A 20283-nucleotide genomic window follows, 5' to 3' on the forward strand; every position below is an offset into this window, starting at 1 on the left:
CATATCCGGAGACTTTTAACAGCCTGCTGGCACAAAATACCATCATTTTGCCTGGGGTCGTTCTCTTTTCGATACTTACTTTCTATGCTATAGAAAAACCGTTTTTTGAGAGAAGGGTAAAATATATTGTGAATGAAAAAGAACCACCTGCGTCAATGCGCGAATGACACCAGAGTGCCTGTTTGCCATTCAGCTCCTCCCTGCGAAGCGGGAAAGACCGGGGAGGGAGTATAAAAACTGCGCAACGACTTTATTAGACTTCCTTCCAAACCATAACTTGCACGGCAACCCGACAAAATTCCAAACCTGCCGAGCTGTTGTCTGCTGCCCCCACCCTAACCCTCCCCCACAGGGGGAGGGAACTCATTGGCTGCAAAAATAGCAACAGTTTCATAACTATCCATATGTGATATGGCAGCTGTTATTTGAATCTGCCGCAGAACGGCTCCCTCCCCCGTGGGGGAGGGCCGGGGTGGGGGCAGAGATTCAAATTCCAAAAAACGTATGCCTTTGCATGGTTTGGAAAGAGGTCTATTTGGGCATTAACGTTCATTACCGGAAAAATGGACGACAAAGATAAAGCGGATACGCGGTTATACAAAATTTTGGACAGCCTGCTCATCTGCGTCCTTTTCCCGCTCATGCTGTGGTCGATAGCGGCGGTCTTCAACCATTAGCGGCAGAGTGGGGAGCAATCTGGATCTAAACACCTCGCCGCCGATATGCAGGTTTCAATTCGCGCTCCCGCGTGGGGAGCGACCGCCCCGGATGAGTACACCGACGAAGAAGACTAAAGGTTTCAATTCGCGCTCCCGCGAGGGGAGCGACGCAGGGCGGCGAGTGGGTGCGCAGCGCCTGGGTGGTTTCAATTCGCGCTCCCGCGAGGGGAGCGACTCCGCCGGGACTGCCGATATTGTGCGCGCCCACGGTTTCAATTCGCGCTCCCGCGAGGGGAGCGACAGTCAGAGCCGGAGGCATTCGAGATCCATATTCGGGTTTCAATTCGCGCTCCCGCGTGGGGAGCGACCTGCAATCCGTCGCGCCTCAAAAATCCCTCTCAAGTTTCAATTCGCGCTCCCGCGTGGGGAGCGACTATGTCCTTCTTTGGTTTGCTTGCCCATGAGAGAGTTTCAATTCGCGCTCCCGCGTGGGGAGCGACAATTGGCGGTGCCGCGCGTAGGTTTCGCGCGAGGTGTTTCAATTCGCGCTCCCGCGTGGGGAGCGACGCGCACGTTGAAAAGAGAGGTAAACGTGCAAAAAGTTTCAATTCGCGCTCCCGCGTGGGGAGCGACGTCGCGCCTTCCATTCCAAAAGCGCGGTACAGATGTTTCAATTCGCGCTCCCGCGTGGGGAGCGACGCAGCAAGTAAGCGTGCCATGAGCCATCTGAATGGTTTCAATTCGCGCTCCCGCGTGGGGAGCGACGTTTTTGGTGGGGCGCAGTATGCCGGGCGCAAAAGTTTCAATTCGCGCTCCCGCGTGGGGAGCGACGTAATCGCCCTCATATTCCATCATCGGGTTTACTGTTTCAATTCGCGCTCCCGCGTGGGGAGCGACTTGTGCTGCTACTGGCTTCGATGGTTATCGTTGTTGTTTCAATTCGCGCTCCCGCGTGGGGAGCGACGAGGAGCCGACGGAGGCGACGACGCCACGCGCGAGTTTCAATTCGCGCTCCCGCGTGGGGAGCGACGCGGCTTTGACGTCTATCTCATTACCCAAGGGCCGTTTCAATTCGCGCTCCCGCGTGGGGAGCGACCTGCCACACGCGCCCGCCGCCCGCTACCTGCGGAGTTTCAATTCGCGCTCCCGCGTGGGGAGCGACCCATGCCTTGAGCGAGACCGGCACGCACAAAATTGTTTCAATTCGCGCTCCCGCGTGGGGAGCGACCCAGCGGTCATTGCCGCCATCCGCGCCGGGCTGGTTTCAATTCGCGCTCCCGCGTGGGGAGCGACCTGATTTTTGGCATCCGCGGCGTCTTTGGATGCGTTTCAATTCGCGCTCCCGCGTGGGGAGCGACCAAGCGCATCGCCGCCTACGCCGTGGCGACGATTGTTTCAATTCGCGCTCCCGCGTGGGGAGCGACCGCCCGCGGCACGTCCGTCGATGTTGAGGCGAGCGTTTCAATTCGCGCTCCCGCGTGGGGAGCGACCGCGACCTGCCAACATCCGGGCGTTTGATGAGGCGGTTTCAATTCGCGCTCCCGCGTGGGGAGCGACGATGTCCTGCGGTTGGGCGTACATCACGCGCTCTGTTTCAATTCGCGCTCCCGCGTGGGGAGCGACCCTTTAAGTCCTTGACCTGTTGCTCTGCGATGGCGTTTCAATTCGCGCTCCCGCGTGGGGAGCGACCGATCTTGAGCGGCAGCTAGGCAGCGTCAGCCATGTTTCAATTCGCGCTCCCGCGTGGGGAGCGACGCTGACGCCATTCCCGGAAAACCAACTCGACATCGTTTCAATTCGCGCTCCCGCGTGGGGAGCGACCGCGGTAGGGCGCCGCAGTCGAGTAGCGGTTGCCGTTTCAATTCGCGCTCCCGCGTGGGGAGCGACCGTGTAGAAAATGGCGTTTCCAAAACAGTTGCAGGTTTCAATTCGCGCTCCCGCGTGGGGAGCGACGTCGTAGGTAAGTTGGTTAGCGAAGACCGCAATAGTTTCAATTCGCGCTCCCGCGTGGGGAGCGACGTTGAATGCTTACGTTGATAATACAGGCAAAGTGTTTCAATTCGCGCTCCCGCGTGGGGAGCGACATGATGAGGTATTCCCGCGCCGGGTCGAGGCAGAGGTTTCAATTCGCGCTCCCGCGTGGGGAGCGACCCCATACTACCGATGGCACTCATTCTGGGGATACGTTTCAATTCGCGCTCCCGCGTGGGGAGCGACGCCCTGCCGCCATATCAAGTTTCTTCTTAGTAAAGTTTCAATTCGCGCTCCCGCGTGGGGAGCGACATAAACGTCATAAAAATCCTTGTCGTCGGTCGGGTTTCAATTCGCGCTCCCGCGTGGGGAGCGACCGCCTTTAACAGGGCGCTTTCTTTTTCTTCAATGTTTCAATTCGCGCTCCCGCGTGGGGAGCGACTTGAATAGCGTTCCAAGTTGTACCGTTTTGAGATACGTTTCAATTCGCGCTCCCGCGTGGGGAGCGACGATTCTGATTCCACTCTAGATTTAGAGTTGTACTGTTTCAATTCGCGCTCCCGCGTGGGGAGCGACTCACTCAGGACACTTACAACGACTGGTGCGAGCAGTTTCAATTCGCGCTCCCGCGTGGGGAGCGACGAGTGCCGCGCCGCATTGTTCCCGCCATGTCTCGTTTCAATTCGCGCTCCCGCGTGGGGAGCGACCTTTGATAATAGCCGTAATAGCGCTTCGGGAATTTGTTTCAATTCGCGCTCCCGCGTGGGGAGCGACATTAACTTGCATTTTTTATTTGTTGATTATTTAATGTTTCAATTCGCGCTCCCGCGTGGGGAGCGACGCGCACCGCCGACATCGCCGACTGGTGCGGGCGCGTTTCAATTCGCGCTCCCGCGTGGGGAGCGACCCAGGGCATTTGCACGCCCAGCCGGGAATTATATGTTTCAATTCGCGCTCCCGCGTGGGGAGCGACTTGAAGGGCAAGTTTTAATAATGCCAGATTCATCGTTTCAATTCGCGCTCCCGCGTGGGGAGCGACGGTTCGGATTTTGAATGTAAGTTACCAGTTCTTGGTTTCAATTCGCGCTCCCGCGTGGGGAGCGACCCATGAGCGAGATGTCGTCGGCATATTCCTGGCCGTTTCAATTCGCGCTCCCGCGTGGGGAGCGACTTTAGAAAACACCGGACATTTTTGCGGCCATGCTGTTTCAATTCGCGCTCCCGCGTGGGGAGCGACAAAATGGCTCTTCATTTTCCATCATGCGACGTATGGTTTCAATTCGCGCTCCCGCGTGGGGAGCGACACAAGACCAACGCCCTACAGGACGCAAAGATTGAGTTTCAATTCGCGCTCCCGCGTGGGGAGCGACGTGCATTGGGTGCCGTTATCGCGGCAAGTGTTGGTTTCAATTCGCGCTCCCGCGTGGGGAGCGACGGTAGGCATCGACCCCAAACATTTTACGTCGCGCGTTTCAATTCGCGCTCCCGCGTGGGGAGCGACGCTACACCAATCGGCGGCTGCGTCGCCAATAAAGTTTCAATTCGCGCTCCCGCGTGGGGAGCGACAAAAGCGGGGCGGTAAATAACGCCTCAAATGAGGCGTTTCAATTCGCGCTCCCGCGTGGGGAGCGACAACATGATGCCCCCCCCTATTTCGCCTTGCCGATGTTTCAATTCGCGCTCCCGCGTGGGGAGCGACCCCGTCCTTCCGTGGTGTCATTGTCGTGGACACCGTTTCAATTCGCGCTCCCGCGTGGGGAGCGACCCCGTTACATTGTCTCTCTTTGCCATTTCCAGCGGTTTCAATTCGCGCTCCCGCGTGGGGAGCGACACTGGCGGCGATTGACCGCATCTATCAGGAGTGGTTTCAATTCGCGCTCCCGCGTGGGGAGCGACAAGCGGGCAAACGAAGCCGGGACGGTTTATATTCGGTTTCAATTCGCGCTCCCGCGTGGGGAGCGACCTCTGCTTTCATCCCAATATGTAAGCTCATCGTTTGTTTCAATTCGCGCTCCCGCGTGGGGAGCGACGCTGATTCGCGGCCATTGGGTTACGGAGTGGCAGTTTCAATTCGCGCTCCCGCGTGGGGAGCGACCTCTTTACGAGCGGAGCCACGGATCGCGGCAAGGGTTTCAATTCGCGCTCCCGCGTGGGGAGCGACACATAGGTGTTGTGCCAACTTGAAAAACTCAAAACGTTTCAATTCGCGCTCCCGCGTGGGGAGCGACCCTTGCTGTTGTCTGTGATTGTCCTCATTGATGAGTTTCAATTCGCGCTCCCGCGTGGGGAGCGACAATTTTCGGCGGTATCTGCTTTTTGGGCACGGGCGTTTCAATTCGCGCTCCCGCGTGGGGAGCGACCTACTTTAGCAAGTTATCCAAGCCGAATCTATTGTTTCAATTCGCGCTCCCGCGTGGGGAGCGACAAAGCCTTATTGTTGGTGTTTGGGACATTGGTAAGTTTCAATTCGCGCTCCCGCGTGGGGAGCGACTACTTGCTGAAGAAGCCAAAGCTAGGGCTAGTGGTTTCAATTCGCGCTCCCGCGTGGGGAGCGACCTTCTTTTATGATGAACTGGATACGCCATTAGGTGTTTCAATTCGCGCTCCCGCGTGGGGAGCGACAAAGACATCATTCTGAATCTGGTTAGAAATGTTGTTTCAATTCGCGCTCCCGCGTGGGGAGCGACATGTGATTCTTCTACAACCCGTGCATTCTTGCTGGTTTCAATTCGCGCTCCCGCGTGGGGAGCGACTTAGAAACAGCGCTTTAGGTAGGGCTTTAGGCTGGTTTCAATTCGCGCTCCCGCGTGGGGAGCGACAGGCAATGACTACTTTCTTGATACCGTTTTGTGTGTTTCAATTCGCGCTCCCGCGTGGGGAGCGACCGGAATGATAAATATTTCATTCTTGTATATAACGTTTCAATTCGCGCTCCCGCGTGGGGAGCGACCCACGCATCACCCCCGCCCCTTGCGCGATGCAGGGTTTCAATTCGCGCTCCCGCGTGGGGAGCGACGCTATTCGTAAACGGCAGGTGTATTCGTTCAACTGTTTCAATTCGCGCTCCCGCGTGGGGAGCGACGCTTTAAGGTCTGCCCTTGATGAATATCAATAACGTTTCAATTCGCGCTCCCGCGTGGGGAGCGACACTCTCTTCCAAATGCCACCTTCTTTTACGGAAAGTTTCAATTCGCGCTCCCGCGTGGGGAGCGACATAGTCATCCAGATTACAGGGCTTGCCCTCAATGTTTCAATTCGCGCTCCCGCGTGGGGAGCGACGCTTCGGTAAGGCATTTGTGTTCTCGTTTGTCAAGTTTCAATTCGCGCTCCCGCGTGGGGAGCGACTTGATGAAGTCATCGTTGTGCAGAAATCCTGCTAGTTTCAATTCGCGCTCCCGCGTGGGGAGCGACTTGATTATTGCTGTCCGGTAGATGACTTCATTCAGGTTTCAATTCGCGCTCCCGCGTGGGGAGCGACGCTGCTTGATACTGTTTCATCCAATGTGTGGTTGGTTTCAATTCGCGCTCCCGCGTGGGGAGCGACGCTACGCCCCCGCCTTTTTGCGCGGCTGGCTGGGTTTCAATTCGCGCTCCCGCGTGGGGAGCGACGCACACGCACCGCCGCGTGGACGCTGCGCGCGTTGTTTCAATTCGCGCTCCCGCGTGGGGAGCGACCTACGCGCCGCTAATGCGTCCGGTGGACGAAGGAGTTTCAATTCGCGCTCCCGCGTGGGGAGCGACTTATATCGTCAAGCAACAGTTCTATCAGGGCTGCGTTTCAATTCGCGCTCCCGCGTGGGGAGCGACCCAGCGGCAAAGCCCATTTCATAGGCATCATAACGTTTCAATTCGCGCTCCCGCGTGGGGAGCGACCTATATTTATTTGGTAGTCTTTCGTGCTGTCCATGTTTCAATTCGCGCTCCCGCGTGGGGAGCGACGCCTCAATTTGAGTGCGTGGCTGGTCTGTGCCGAGTTTCAATTCGCGCTCCCGCGTGGGGAGCGACTGCCTTTTCTTTGATTTCAAAGACTCGGTAGGTGTTTCAATTCGCGCTCCCGCGTGGGGAGCGACGGGGCGAGGTCGCTCGTCGTGTCAAAGCGACCGACGTTTCAATTCGCGCTCCCGCGTGGGGAGCGACGTGATTTGCAGCGAGCCGGGGCGGATTGGGGCGGTTTCAATTCGCGCTCCCGCGTGGGGAGCGACAGCCAAGCGCATCAAACAAACCCAGGGCGATTGGGTTTCAATTCGCGCTCCCGCGTGGGGAGCGACGCTGGCCGTACACCCGTTTCGCCCGGTTTTTGGGTTTCAATTCGCGCTCCCGCGTGGGGAGCGACAAAAACGCCAAATACATCGTCCACGATCCGAATGTTTCAATTCGCGCTCCCGCGTGGGGAGCGACCAACAAAACACGGGTATTTTATTGATATAAATATAGTTTCAATTCGCGCTCCCGCGTGGGGAGCGACTATCGTCAAGGCTGCACCCTTTGCGGATGGCATCGTTTCAATTCGCGCTCCCGCGTGGGGAGCGACATAAGCGGTAGGTTTTCCGTCTTTTATTCCTGCCCGTTTCAATTCGCGCTCCCGCGTGGGGAGCGACACGGTTAAGAATGTTAGTGATTACAAAACCCATTAGTTTCAATTCGCGCTCCCGCGTGGGGAGCGACACAGGTTTTTGGCTCCGCCCAATACTCGCTCATCTCAGTTTCAATTCGCGCTCCCGCGTGGGGAGCGACGCGGCGGCGCAACAGCAGCGGGAGCGCGAAAGCGTTTCAATTCGCGCTCCCGCGTGGGGAGCGACCAACCCGGCGGCCATCCGCTGTATTGACTGCCAGGTTTCAATTCGCGCTCCCGCGTGGGGAGCGACGCGCGACCCGGCGATTACCCAACTGGAGGCGACCGTTTCAATTCGCGCTCCCGCGTGGGGAGCGACATTGGTAATTTTCAGATACTTCGTGCCATTCAAGTTTCAATTCGCGCTCCCGCGTGGGGAGCGACTCACTTTATTCAAAGGGCAACATTGTTGAGATTGTTTCAATTCGCGCTCCCGCGTGGGGAGCGACCGTACCGCCATAACCAGTATGTTCGTTAGTAGCTGTTTCAATTCGCGCTCCCGCGTGGGGAGCGACCCGCTTTGTGGTATATGGGCGCGGACTAACGTCGTTTCAATTCGCGCTCCCGCGTGGGGAGCGACCAGCATTACCCAAGCACAATTCCGCGCTTTGGTTGTTTCAATTCGCGCTCCCGCGTGGGGAGCGACGTGGTTGCATTTCCAAGTAGCTGTTAGCCTTACAGTTTCAATTCGCGCTCCCGCGTGGGGAGCGACGCGGAATGATAAATATTTCATTCTTGTATATAACGTTTCAATTCGCGCTCCCGCGTGGGGAGCGACTTCAGGAAAACCGATTAACTCTTTTAATCATGAGTGGGTTTCAATTCGCGCTCCCGCGTGGGGAGCGACGGTTGGCGCAGATTGGAAACCTATCATGGGGCGGTTTCAATTCGCGCTCCCGCGTGGGGAGCGACACAAAGCCTTCTTTGTTCAAATCCTGCCACGATTGTTTCAATTCGCGCTCCCGCGTGGGGAGCGACAAAACAAGCCCTTAAAACGCTTCCTAGAGGCTCGTTTCAATTCGCGCTCCCGCGTGGGGAGCGACTAAATGGACGCCAACAGGTCAGCTCTTTCTTTTGTTTCAATTCGCGCTCCCGCGTGGGGAGCGACTCAGTTGTGGTTTCTTCCTTGTACTTGTAATACGGTTTCAATTCGCGCTCCCGCGTGGGGAGCGACCGCTACAGTTTTTGGTGTATGTTCTAATTTATCAAGTTTCAATTCGCGCTCCCGCGTGGGGAGCGACGTATCAGCCTCAATCTCGGCTTCAACAAAACATGTTTCAATTCGCGCTCCCGCGTGGGGAGCGACCCTTCAACTGGGCGGTTACTGACCCATTGAAGAGTTTCAATTCGCGCTCCCGCGTGGGGAGCGACAAACGTGTTACGTTGTTTTCTTTCCCGTATGTTTGTTTCAATTCGCGCTCCCGCGTGGGGAGCGACTTCCGCGCTTTACATTCAGAGACAGAATTATGAAGTTTCAATTCGCGCTCCCGCGTGGGGAGCGACCATCGGCTCTAATGTAACTTGTTTCAAACTTGGCGTTTCAATTCGCGCTCCCGCGTGGGGAGCGACAAAAGAAAGAAGACCGTTGGGAACTGGAAGTGAGTTTCAATTCGCGCTCCCGCGTGGGGAGCGACCAAGTTTACAGGGCATTTTGTAGCCCTGTTTATGTTTCAATTCGCGCTCCCGCGTGGGGAGCGACCAGCAGATGAAAACGATTCTGTTGCATTCTCATTGTTTCAATTCGCGCTCCCGCGTGGGGAGCGACCTTATTTGGTCGAAAATGTTGATATCTTTGAAACGTTTCAATTCGCGCTCCCGCGTGGGGAGCGACGAATGTTCGCATCAGAGCCAAAGACATCATTCTGTTTCAATTCGCGCTCCCGCGTGGGGAGCGACAAATTCGAAGAGTTTATGGAGCGAGTTTGGTATGTTTCAATTCGCGCTCCCGCGTGGGGAGCGACAGTACACCGCGACCGAGGCCGCACAAGGCTTGGAGTTTCAATTCGCGCTCCCGCGTGGGGAGCGACACGCGAGCGGCTACTGGCATCGCCGGAGGAGCATGTTTCAATTCGCGCTCCCGCGTGGGGAGCGACATACCGCCTGCAATTTCTACGCATTCATAAGGTAGTTTCAATTCGCGCTCCCGCGTGGGGAGCGACGGCTAAAGCAGCAGCCAATATGTATAATGTCAAGTTTCAATTCGCGCTCCCGCGTGGGGAGCGACATAGGATTTTCACTTATGAAAACTTTGCAAACAGTTTCAATTCGCGCTCCCGCGTGGGGAGCGACTTCTCATTCCGTTGGGCGTGAAGCTGGATATTCCAGTTTCAATTCGCGCTCCCGCGTGGGGAGCGACTACCAAATTTATAAATCATTCTGTTGATTTCATTGTTTCAATTCGCGCTCCCGCGTGGGGAGCGACCTTTTCTCCTTCATCTTTCGATGTATCTAGTTTTGTTTCAATTCGCGCTCCCGCGTGGGGAGCGACTTGTCTTTTCTTTTAGCCTTCATAAGGACAACAAGTTTCAATTCGCGCTCCCGCGTGGGGAGCGACAGGCGCTGATAACTTCAACGGCATTCCGTACCATGTTTCAATTCGCGCTCCCGCGTGGGGAGCGACGCCTTATCTTCATCATTGGATTATTGCCGCGATGGTTTCAATTCGCGCTCCCGCGTGGGGAGCGACGAACTTGAAATGCTTTATCGCTTTTACATAATGCGTTTCAATTCGCGCTCCCGCGTGGGGAGCGACGTATTCCGCGGCATTGATTTTCCGCCATTGAGAATGTTTCAATTCGCGCTCCCGCGTGGGGAGCGACCACAATATCATCCACACCAAAGTCATGAACAGAGTTTCAATTCGCGCTCCCGCGTGGGGAGCGACTTTTGAAAGGCACGGCTTGGACTGCACCCACTACGTTTCAATTCGCGCTCCCGCGTGGGGAGCGACGGTCTCGTGGGTCGCCCATCTTGTGCCAATTGTCGTTTCAATTCGCGCTCCCGCGTGGGGAGCGACGCTCCGCCCAATACTCACTCATCTCAAATCCCGGGTTTCAATTCGCGCTCCCGCGTGGGGAGCGACACTTGTTCATCCCAAATGAGGGTTTGTCCTTGCTGTTTCAATTCGCGCTCCCGCGTGGGGAGCGACGATGGCACATCACGCAAGGGATTCACGAAATTTAGTTTCAATTCGCGCTCCCGCGTGGGGAGCGACGACTGGCGGCGGTGAGGGCGATTTGGATGGGGCGTTTCAATTCGCGCTCCCGCGTGGGGAGCGACGCAAGCCGAAGGATTTTCCGCGGGCGCAGTGCATGTTTCAATTCGCGCTCCCGCGTGGGGAGCGACTTGACGAACCTACCCCCGAACCCCCTCAACCGGAGTTTCAATTCGCGCTCCCGCGTGGGGAGCGACTTATATCGTCAAGCAACAGTTCTATCAGGGCTGCGTTTCAATTCGCGCTCCCGCGTGGGGAGCGACGTTGTACATGGTTTTGCTGATGCGGCGCCGGGCGTTTCAATTCGCGCTCCCGCGTGGGGAGCGACCTCGGCAACGAGCGCCAGCGCGAACTGTTCCGCGTTTCAATTCGCGCTCCCGCGTGGGGAGCGACGCGGCAAGCCTACCGCTGCGGCTTTCATTTTGCGTTTCAATTCGCGCTCCCGCGTGGGGAGCGACTTTATGCGACGGTTTTTTGCGCGGTGCCAATGCGTTTCAATTCGCGCTCCCGCGTGGGGAGCGACCCCGCTGCTGTTGCGCCGCCGCGCAGCCCTGATAGTTTCAATTCGCGCTCCCGCGTGGGGAGCGACGGGAGGTCTCAAGCGCATGCACTTTGGCGGAGGTGTTTCAATTCGCGCTCCCGCGTGGGGAGCGACGTTTGCCGTGCTGGCGTTCGCCACGCCCGAAAACAGTTTCAATTCGCGCTCCCGCGTGGGGAGCGACGGACGAGGTGAACGGCAGCAGCATGGGCGATGCCGTTTCAATTCGCGCTCCCGCGTGGGGAGCGACGAAGCCGCCCCCCGTGTTAACCGGTAATTTTGCGTTTCAATTCGCGCTCCCGCGTGGGGAGCGACGGCGTTGCATCGTCGGCGCCTTGTCCACCCCTTCGTTTCAATTCGCGCTCCCGCGTGGGGAGCGACCTTGTATTGGGCGACGGAGGCAACGGCATTGGTGTTTCAATTCGCGCTCCCGCGTGGGGAGCGACGAAGCCGCCCCCCGTGTTAACCGGTAATTTTGCGTTTCAATTCGCGCTCCCGCGTGGGGAGCGACAGAAGACTGGGAAGCGGCGAGCCGTGCCGATCCGGTTTCAATTCGCGCTCCCGCGTGGGGAGCGACACGCCATGCCCAAATCAGGCACCAAATCAACAAAGTTTCAATTCGCGCTCCCGCGTGGGGAGCGACTTGAAGAACTTCGCTGCTTCTTCAAAGAGCTTGCCGGGTTTCAATTCGCGCTCCCGCGTGGGGAGCGACTAAGGTCAGCAACAATGCCATCAAACGGGTCTTTGTTTCAATTCGCGCTCCCGCGTGGGGAGCGACAATCAAAAGGGCTTGCATTTCTGATTTTTAACAGTTTCAATTCGCGCTCCCGCGTGGGGAGCGACGGCTATTATAACACTTTGTTACAATAGCTACCTGTTTCAATTCGCGCTCCCGCGTGGGGAGCGACAATGACATCCATTCCCATCACCAAGAGGGAATGGGTTTCAATTCGCGCTCCCGCGTGGGGAGCGACTTTCGGCACAGACGGTATTCGTGGCAAAGCCAACGTTTCAATTCGCGCTCCCGCGTGGGGAGCGACGCGACGGGCTGGCGGTATTGGCGGCGCTGAAAGGTTTCAATTCGCGCTCCCGCGTGGGGAGCGACACACGGAACAATGCAAGTATTGACAACGTGGCGTTTCAATTCGCGCTCCCGCGTGGGGAGCGACGTCTTTTAAGTCAACGCCACCATCCTCAAGGTTTGTTTCAATTCGCGCTCCCGCGTGGGGAGCGACCTGCCCAGCGGCGGATGTTTTCGACATAATCATTGTTTCAATTCGCGCTCCCGCGTGGGGAGCGACGCAATTGATTGATTTTCATGATTTAATCCTCGCCTTGTTTCAATTCGCGCTCCCGCGTGGGGAGCGACTCGCACACAACAGCAAGGTAGGCAATAACACCAAGTTTCAATTCGCGCTCCCGCGTGGGGAGCGACGTTGTCGGTCGGCGTGGCGAACGCCAGCACGGCGTTTCAATTCGCGCTCCCGCGTGGGGAGCGACTCTGCGTGAGTGTTATGTTATCGGCGGTGTTGGCGTTTCAATTCGCGCTCCCGCGTGGGGAGCGACGCGGCTTTGACGTCTATCTCATTACTCAGGGGCCGTTTCAATTCGCGCTCCCGCGTGGGGAGCGACGTATTCTTTTGCATTCGTTTATTGGCAAGACTGTAGTTTCAATTCGCGCTCCCGCGTGGGGAGCGACTGTGCCAGTTGTCGAAGGTCAGGCCGTTGACGTTGTTTCAATTCGCGCTCCCGCGTGGGGAGCGACGTCGGCGATTGCGCTATAATGCGCCACAACAAAGGTTTCAATTCGCGCTCCCGCGTGGGGAGCGACGTTCTTGAAAATCAGATGGTCTCTGCCATCTGTAGTTTCAATTCGCGCTCCCGCGTGGGGAGCGACCTTGGAAAGCAATAACGTACTTATACAAATTAGGTTTCAATTCGCGCTCCCGCGTGGGGAGCGACGGCTTGTGGTATATGGCGCTGATTAGCTGCTACAGTTTCAATTCGCGCTCCCGCGTGGGGAGCGACTTGGGAAAGCTAAAAACTCAAAACAGATATTAACGTTTCAATTCGCGCTCCCGCGTGGGGAGCGACGCGCACATAGGCAAGGCAATCAAGCCAGGCCAAGTTTCAATTCGCGCTCCCGCGTGGGGAGCGACTGTTGAAGGGCTTAAGAACAAAACCCTTTACGTAGTTTCAATTCGCGCTCCCGCGTGGGGAGCGACGCAGACACGCTTACTTTTGTCATTAAGCGACTAGTTTCAATTCGCGCTCCCGCGTGGGGAGCGACCAGCGTAACCGTACATGGCGCTTCGATTTTATATGTTTCAATTCGCGCTCCCGCGTGGGGAGCGACTTTATCACGTGCCGCCGCCGCCCGTGAATTTATAGTTTCAATTCGCGCTCCCGCGTGGGGAGCGACAAGACGCGATTAACAAAATCTGCGCTGATATTATGTTTCAATTCGCGCTCCCGCGTGGGGAGCGACATAGTGGGCTTGATTGAGAGCAGGTAAATCATCATGTTTCAATTCGCGCTCCCGCGTGGGGAGCGACGTGCGCCAATAATCAGTTCACCATCAAAGCCATGTTTCAATTCGCGCTCCCGCGTGGGGAGCGACCATTGAACGGCTTATCGCTGAAAACAACCTTACAGTTTCAATTCGCGCTCCCGCGTGGGGAGCGACCCTTTTGCTGTTTTGAACTTGTATTCATACGTTGTTTCAATTCGCGCTCCCGCGTGGGGAGCGACCTTGTCATCCTAGTATCGTCATCAATGTTGTTGTAGTTTCAATTCGCGCTCCCGCGTGGGGAGCGACGTGGTTGTCAGTTTTAAGGGGCAAGTGTTCGTCGTTTCAATTCGCGCTCCCGCGTGGGGAGCGACGCCAATCAGTAAACAGAATGCCGCTAAGGTACTGTTTCAATTCGCGCTCCCGCGTGGGGAGCGACGCCTAGCCAGCTTATGGCTTACTTCTTGCAGTCAGTTTCAATTCGCGCTCCCGCGTGGGGAGCGACAATATACCATGTTAACCCGCCTTTTACCTTCTATGTTTCAATTCGCGCTCCCGCGTGGGGAGCGACTGCCATCACCGGATGACAGGTACGGTCTGGCTTAAGGGCGCGTTGCGCGCCAGCCTGCCAGAAAGGTACAGGGTGATAAACAGCATTCTGTGTGCCGTATATAAAATTATCAGGTTATTCATGTTATTAACGCTATCGCTAACATCCCGGTATTTCACTGGGAACTGGTGGTTAGCGCTAGATAATCAAAGCATCGTGGAAGATATCGGGTGCTGCCTTCGCGCCATAATGCTCAATTTTATTGCGCCCTTTGCTGCCGAGCATATAAAAACGCAAGCTGTCTGTTGCCGGTTGATAGGTCTGCAGCAGTTTGTCTTTAAGGCGTGCCCATTGTTCGGGATTGACATCGCATTCAAATACGGAATATTGCACACGCACGCCGTAATTCTGACAATGTGCGGCGATTTGTCGCAATCGTTTTGCACCGCTTGCGTCAGCAAAAGAGATATCGTAAGTAATGAGTACCAGCATTAGCGCATCAGGAATGGTGGGTATTGTTCGAGATCGCCACGTAAATGGCGTGCCAGTAATAATGCCTGAATATATGGCAACAGGCCAATTTCAACTTCTTCCTGCAAATAGGGATGCGTAATTTTTTCCTGTTTTTTTGCTTGTAGTGCTTGAAATAGTGATTTGCGTGCATCGTCTTTGATTTGTACCGCACCGCTTGCTTCAGTACTGAAATCTTTTAACTGGATTTGTTTTCTATTGACTAGGCTCAATACCAGGCGGTCAATCCACCAGGCGCGGAATTCTTCTAAAATATCTTGCGCCAGGCTGTCACGGCCGGGGCGGTCGGCATGGAGGAAGCCAACTTGCGCATCCAGCCCTACACTTTGCAACGCACCGCTAATTTCTTTTCCCAATACGCTATATAGTAATGACAGCAGCGCATTTACGGGATCACGGGGCGGGCGGCGGTTACGTCCATCAAAGGTAAATTCTGTTTGGCGAATCAGGCGGCCAAATACGGCAAAATAGCGGGATGCGGCATCGCCTTCGATGCCACGCACGCTGTCCAGAGTATCGGTTTTTTGTAATTGGTGCAGGCTGCTATCCAGCGCGCGCACCGCTTCACTCAATTCGTTATCTTCACCATAATTGCGGATATGGCGCTGCAAGACACGGCGGCTTGCCTGTATTTTGGCAGCAATGATGTGGCGGGCAATAGGGACGGGATTGGTTTCAGACAAACGATATTGTGCGCGCCGCAGCAAGACATTGCCGCTTTGTACTCCTTGCAAGCGCCCCAAATATTTGCCGTATTCGGTAAAAAATGCCAGATTGACATTATTCTCACCACAAAATCCCAACAGGAATGGTGATACCAATACATTGCCGAAGCAAAAAATATGCGCAATGGCATGAACGGGCAGTTGCGCCAGTTTACGCTTTTCATGCGCTACAACCAGCGTTTCCCGCTCTTTGTGTAAATAGCATCCTTGTGTGGTAATAAACAGGGTATTTTGCAGTTTGCGCATCAGTTTTGGAATTTGTTTAGTACACGTTCATATTGTCTTTGCAAGAAGGCAATCATTTCATCTTTGTTGCCACTCTGATAAAACGGCAACATTTTATGGTTATATTCCAGTTGTGCATCGGCAAAGATAACCATTGGCGCATAGCCTGCAGAAAGCAGGATACCATTCATCATTAACTGCCCGGTGCGTTTGTTGCCATCGTAAAAGAATTGCGCCCGTGCCGTATCCAGAAAAACACCAAATGCCTTTATTGCAATATCTGGAGTCTGTTGATAATGTTGTAATAACTGTAAAAAGGCATTTTCAAGCTCCGTACCCGCACGGGGTGGGCGGTAATCTGTGCCGCTAATGCCTACCTGGCCATCGCGGAAATCGCCAACAGCCAACGCTTCATCTTTGGCAATCAGTGTATTGATATGAATAAAATTTTCTTTGTTGACGACAAATGTGTTGGTTGCAGCTTGTCGGATAATTTCTGACCAGCCTGCGGCAATATTCAATATCTGCGTTTGATCACTAATTTTATGACCACCAACAGTAATCCCGGATAATGTCGTTTGTACTTCCGGAAAGGTATAAGGATTGCCTTCAAGTTGCGCCATATTGAAAACAAAATCCGGGTGCATACGCCGCGCGATATACAACGCTTTTTCTTTGCCAACCGATTTCATAAGTCCTCTGCTTCTTGGGAAAACAAGTTGGCGATATACATCGCAGAGCGGTCTTTACTAAGTAGCTGCGGCTGACATAACTCTATTAATGAACAGGACTTGCAATGCTTGGCATAATGTGCGGGGGGCGTCCTGCCAGATTCCAACAGTTCGCGTACTTCGGCAATAACCGTTTGGGTTTCTGTGCGTAATGCCGCATCGAAAGACACCATTTCGCGGTGCCGGGTTTGCCCGTACCATAAAGCGCCTTCTGTTATGGTGGTATTGCGCATTTCTTCCAGACAAAATGCCTGGGCGCATAATTGTATTTTGTCCCAATTGTCTTTTTTGGGTCGCCCGCGTTTATATTCTACCGGGCGCATTATGCCGCTTGCGGTCTCTATTTCGAGCAAATCCAATATGCCGCCAATACCCAACGCCAAAGAATAGACATGAACACTACGCTCATAGCGTATGCCCTTGCGCGTTTCCGGCTCACCCGCATCTACCCGCTCATGCAGCAAATCGCCCTGTACGGTGAGAAGATTTGCCGCCCACAATTGCTCGTTATGAATTAACGCGCATTGTCGTGGGCAAAAGGCATAATGCTGCAAGGCGGATAGCGGGATAGATTCCATTGACTTACAGCAATTCTTCGATAGTAACGCCTTGCAACGCTTCGCGATTCACATTGATACGATAATCAGAAAACGCTGCAGCGGGTGAGCCACTTTCGCCCTGGACACGGTCAACAGTCACACGCTCAAACAGTTTATGCGCGGGTTGATTACCCAATACACTGTCATGCTTAAAGACAATGAGTTTGCGCGCCGTCATTTCACCACGGGCAGCGGAACGGTCGTATTCAAACATCATTTGCAAGGCTTGCCAGAGTTTCTGCAAATCTTCGTCAGAGAAGCCGGTTTTTGCCGCCAGATTGGCAGAGATAAAACCATGTACGCGATACAGGGCATAAGGCACGATATGCTTGCGGCCCATGGTGCGCTCTTTTTCGAGATCTTTTTCGTTGGTTACCGCCATACGGGTAATGGAAATCTCCAGCGGGACGATGGGGTCAAGAGATTGCGCAAATGCCAATTGTACCGGTCCACGAACTTGACCACTATTCACCTCAGTCGTCATAACCGCGCCAAAACTGCGAATATCGAAAAAGTTATTGCACATCCACGCGGTAATTTCGCGAGCTTTGGCTTCATCTTTAGGAAGTTTTTTAGCTTCTGGTGCAACGCCCAATGCTTCATAAGCACGCTTGTTTTGCAGGTTCAGTACGCTTTTTTCTTTAACATAGATTTCATAGCCCGGCGCATTTTCGTAGGCGACTTCAATGAAGTTACGAATTTTACGTTTCAAACAGACATCGGTGACCAATCCTTTGCTGCTTTCCGGGTCAAGACGCGGCATATTACCGGCATCGGGATCGCCATTGGGGTTGCCGTTGGTGACGTCAAAGAAATAGACAAATTCGTAGCGGTTTTGAATAGACATGGTTAATTCCTTATACTTCGGTTGGGGTTACAGATTCTTTGGAGGCAAAATAGCTTTGCTTTTGTTGGTAATAGCCAATGGAAAAGCGGCCTTGTTCATCAATACTGAAATGGCGCGGATAATTTTGCGGCAAGGCAGAGATGATTTCGCCCAAATCCTTGTCGAGGTTTACTGCCAGTCCCGGCTTGTCTTTCCGCAGACGCGAGAGATGGTGGCGTGCGCCCACCAGCAGACGCGGAAAAACGGAGAAGGGCACAGCCGATGCCGAGCCATAGTAACGGTCAGCGATACCGGCATTGATGTCACCCAATGCCTGATACTGGATGCGCTCCAGCACGGCAAACATCCTGCCTAACAAATAGGCCGGGTTTTTACTTTCTTTATCCAAGCTCATAGGAACTCCTTCTTTGATTAAACCTTTGCGGAATTTCCGCGCCAAGATTGCCTTGATCATGGCGATGCGCAATCCGTTGGCATCGCCGTCTGCACGAATGCGGGCAAGTAACTGCGACAACAGGCTCATCGGGTAAGGTGTGCCGTTGATAACCGCGCGCGTCATTTCGCCTGCCAGTACGGGCGAGATATTTTCTGTTTTACCTAAAGGGGCTGTTTGGATCAGCAAACGCCAGATAGACGGTGGCGTTTGCCACGGGCAAGGTTCGATTGCCAAATCTTGCCAGTGTGCTGCCAAATTCTGTGCCAACTGCCCAAAAGTGGTATTGAGCCAAAAACGGATAGAGATACGCGAGGCGTTAGGCGCAAGCCCCAGAATATAGAAGCGGGTGTCTGCGTGCAGATTGGGGGCAATTTCTTTGAGCGGGCGACCTTTGGCGATTTGTTGCAAAATGTCGAAGACTTTTTGATTTTCTTCGCCATCTGTAACTGTCATCATATCGAAGAAAAAGGATTCTTCCGCTTCAGCGCTACTGTCATCGGGTGCTTCTGCCCAAAAAACGGTACTGGCATCGCCGATAGTAAGACAATGTCTGTTTTCCCGGCGCAGCAGATAATTTAGCACGGTCGTATAGGTAAAGGCTGCCTGTTCTGATATAGGGGCATTGGCACCTTGTTCTTTACCCAATGATTCAAAAGATTCTTTATTAAAGGAGACGATAGCGCCTCCTGAGCTTTGTCCGCCTAGTATGCCTTTTATGGCCGGGTGCAAGCGTGCGATAGGTGCAGTTTCACCACTAATAAGGCATAAGCCAGTTTCAGCATCATCGTTTTGTAAAAGCGCCGCCCATAATACACGAGCTCGCTCACTCTCATGGATATAGCGGCGCGCACCGTCCAATTGGAATACGATGTTGCTGTCAAGCATATTTATTTTATCTGCAACAGACGTATCTTGAAACCGCGAAGGCTGCCATTTCACCAAGAATTGATAGAGCGCTCGTAAGCCATCATCTTGCTCTTTCTGCAAAAGTTCGAGATGTCGCTCACGAAAAGCGCTAAATGTATCTTCTGCCAAAAGGAATGGCTGGGTTTTCGCCGCTGCTTTATCCGGGTTTGCATTCACGCCAAGGGTATAAGCGGTTTTGTCCCACAGGAAATTGGGTTTAATACCTGAAGTGCGCTTTTCAGCGCGTGGGACATTCATGAGTTTGGGTTGTGGCTTTTTATCTGTCGTTAAATGTGGTTTGAGATCAATCCAGTCCCCTTCTCGTGATAAGACGATAATCCAGCCAATTTTTTCTTCGCTAAAGCCATAATCCGGAACCTTTGGTTTACCCGCGCCATCTGTTTCTGATAGCAGGCGGTAGTAATAGTGATCCAATGATTGCAATATCATGATTTTACCTCCTCTGCGCGGAAGAGCGGGACTTCGATAATGCCATTTATCATTTCGGCGCGGAAGAAATGCGGGGTGTTGCCGTGGGCAAAGTCAATGTCGTGCAGCATCCAGCCCAAATCACGGTTGCGTTCGTTTTCGGGCAATTCGCATACGGGTAACGGTTCATTTTCTTCAATGAGCGCAAAGTTTGCCGGGAATTCGCGTACACCCATGCAGGGTTGCTGGAAGCATTGGCCATTGCGGGCACGGCGCTTAAACATTTCCAGGTGTTTGGCGATATTTTCTTCTTCTGGTCGTTCGCTTTGGGCGATGAATGCGTGGTTAAGCTGGATATGGGCTTCAATAATGTAGGCGACGTCTTTGAGTATGGTCGCGGCACGTTGTTGGCGATCGTCTTCGATGATAGTGTACAGGTCTTGCACGCTTTTGCGCTTCATCGCACCGCTTGCACTACTGGCAGATATTTTTCCGCCCAATTCATTACGTCGCACCGATTCAAAGCGGATAGGCTTGAGTACATGGATTTTGTCGATTATCCAAAGCATTGCCGGTTTCCAGTGTATGGCGGTCAGGATGCCGCGCGCGGCGGATGGGGTAATCACATCGTAAGAAACCCGTTCCACTTTCATTTCCGGACGGGTGAAGCAGGCGTAGTCGCCCCATATATGCAGTCGGACAGTATTGTTCATAAACGCTCCTTCCAATGAGATGCTTTAAGCAATATTCAGGCCAAATTGGCACTGAATACTGCGGGTATGTTTATCTGATTGTCGCTTC

Annotated in this window: 7 protein-coding genes and 1 CRISPR repeat array; all 7 genes read right to left on the minus strand. The window is 54.2% G+C overall.

Annotation, left to right across the window (positions count from 1 at the left end):
* The first annotated feature begins 728 nt into the window (after window positions 1-728).
* A CRISPR array of direct repeats spans window positions 729-14074; the repeat unit is 32 nt; unit sequence GTTTCAATTCGCGCTCCCGCGTGGGGAGCGAC.
* 177 nt (window positions 14075-14251) lie between these two features.
* Genes cas2 through cas5c form a run of 7 tightly spaced genes read right to left on the minus strand, consistent with a single transcriptional unit; the run spans window position 14252 to window position 20195 of the window.
* Complete coding sequence (gene cas2 / locus ACO54Z_RS11315; protein WP_485997105.1) at window positions 14252-14545, minus strand: CRISPR-associated endonuclease Cas2; 294 nt, start codon at window positions 14543-14545, stop codon at window positions 14252-14254.
* The gene (gene cas1c / locus ACO54Z_RS11320) at window positions 14545-15555 is read right to left on the minus strand and encodes a type I-C CRISPR-associated endonuclease Cas1c (RefSeq protein WP_298080800.1); all 1011 of its coding nucleotides are present in this window, start codon (window positions 15553-15555) and stop codon (window positions 14545-14547) included. Before cas1c ends, cas2 begins: the two co-directional genes overlap by 1 nt.
* Window positions 15555-16226, minus strand: a complete 672-nt coding sequence (locus tag ACO54Z_RS11325; RefSeq protein ID WP_485997106.1) for a Fic family protein — start codon at window positions 16224-16226, stop codon at window positions 15555-15557. The genes cas1c and ACO54Z_RS11325 overlap by 1 nt, the downstream gene beginning before the upstream one ends.
* A complete protein-coding gene (gene cas4 / locus ACO54Z_RS11330; protein WP_485997107.1) occupies window positions 16223-16843 on the minus strand; it encodes a CRISPR-associated protein Cas4 in 621 nt (206 codons plus the stop codon). Before cas4 ends, ACO54Z_RS11325 begins: the two co-directional genes overlap by 4 nt.
* A 4-nt stretch (window positions 16844-16847) precedes the next feature.
* A complete protein-coding gene (gene cas7c / locus ACO54Z_RS11335; protein WP_485997108.1) occupies window positions 16848-17711 on the minus strand; it encodes a type I-C CRISPR-associated protein Cas7/Csd2 in 864 nt (287 codons plus the stop codon).
* A 10-nt stretch (window positions 17712-17721) separates the two neighbouring features.
* Window positions 17722-19503, minus strand: coding sequence for a type I-C CRISPR-associated protein Cas8c/Csd1 (gene cas8c / locus ACO54Z_RS11340; protein ID WP_485997109.1), 1782 nt, complete (start codon window positions 19501-19503; stop codon window positions 17722-17724).
* Entirely contained in the window at window positions 19500-20195 is a 696-nt protein-coding gene (cas5c, locus tag ACO54Z_RS11345) for a type I-C CRISPR-associated protein Cas5c (protein ID WP_485997110.1), read from the minus strand. The genes cas8c and cas5c overlap by 4 nt, the downstream gene beginning before the upstream one ends.
* Window positions 20196-20283 lie beyond the last annotated feature (88 nt).

This window comes from Cardiobacterium sp., from assembly GCF_057314735.1.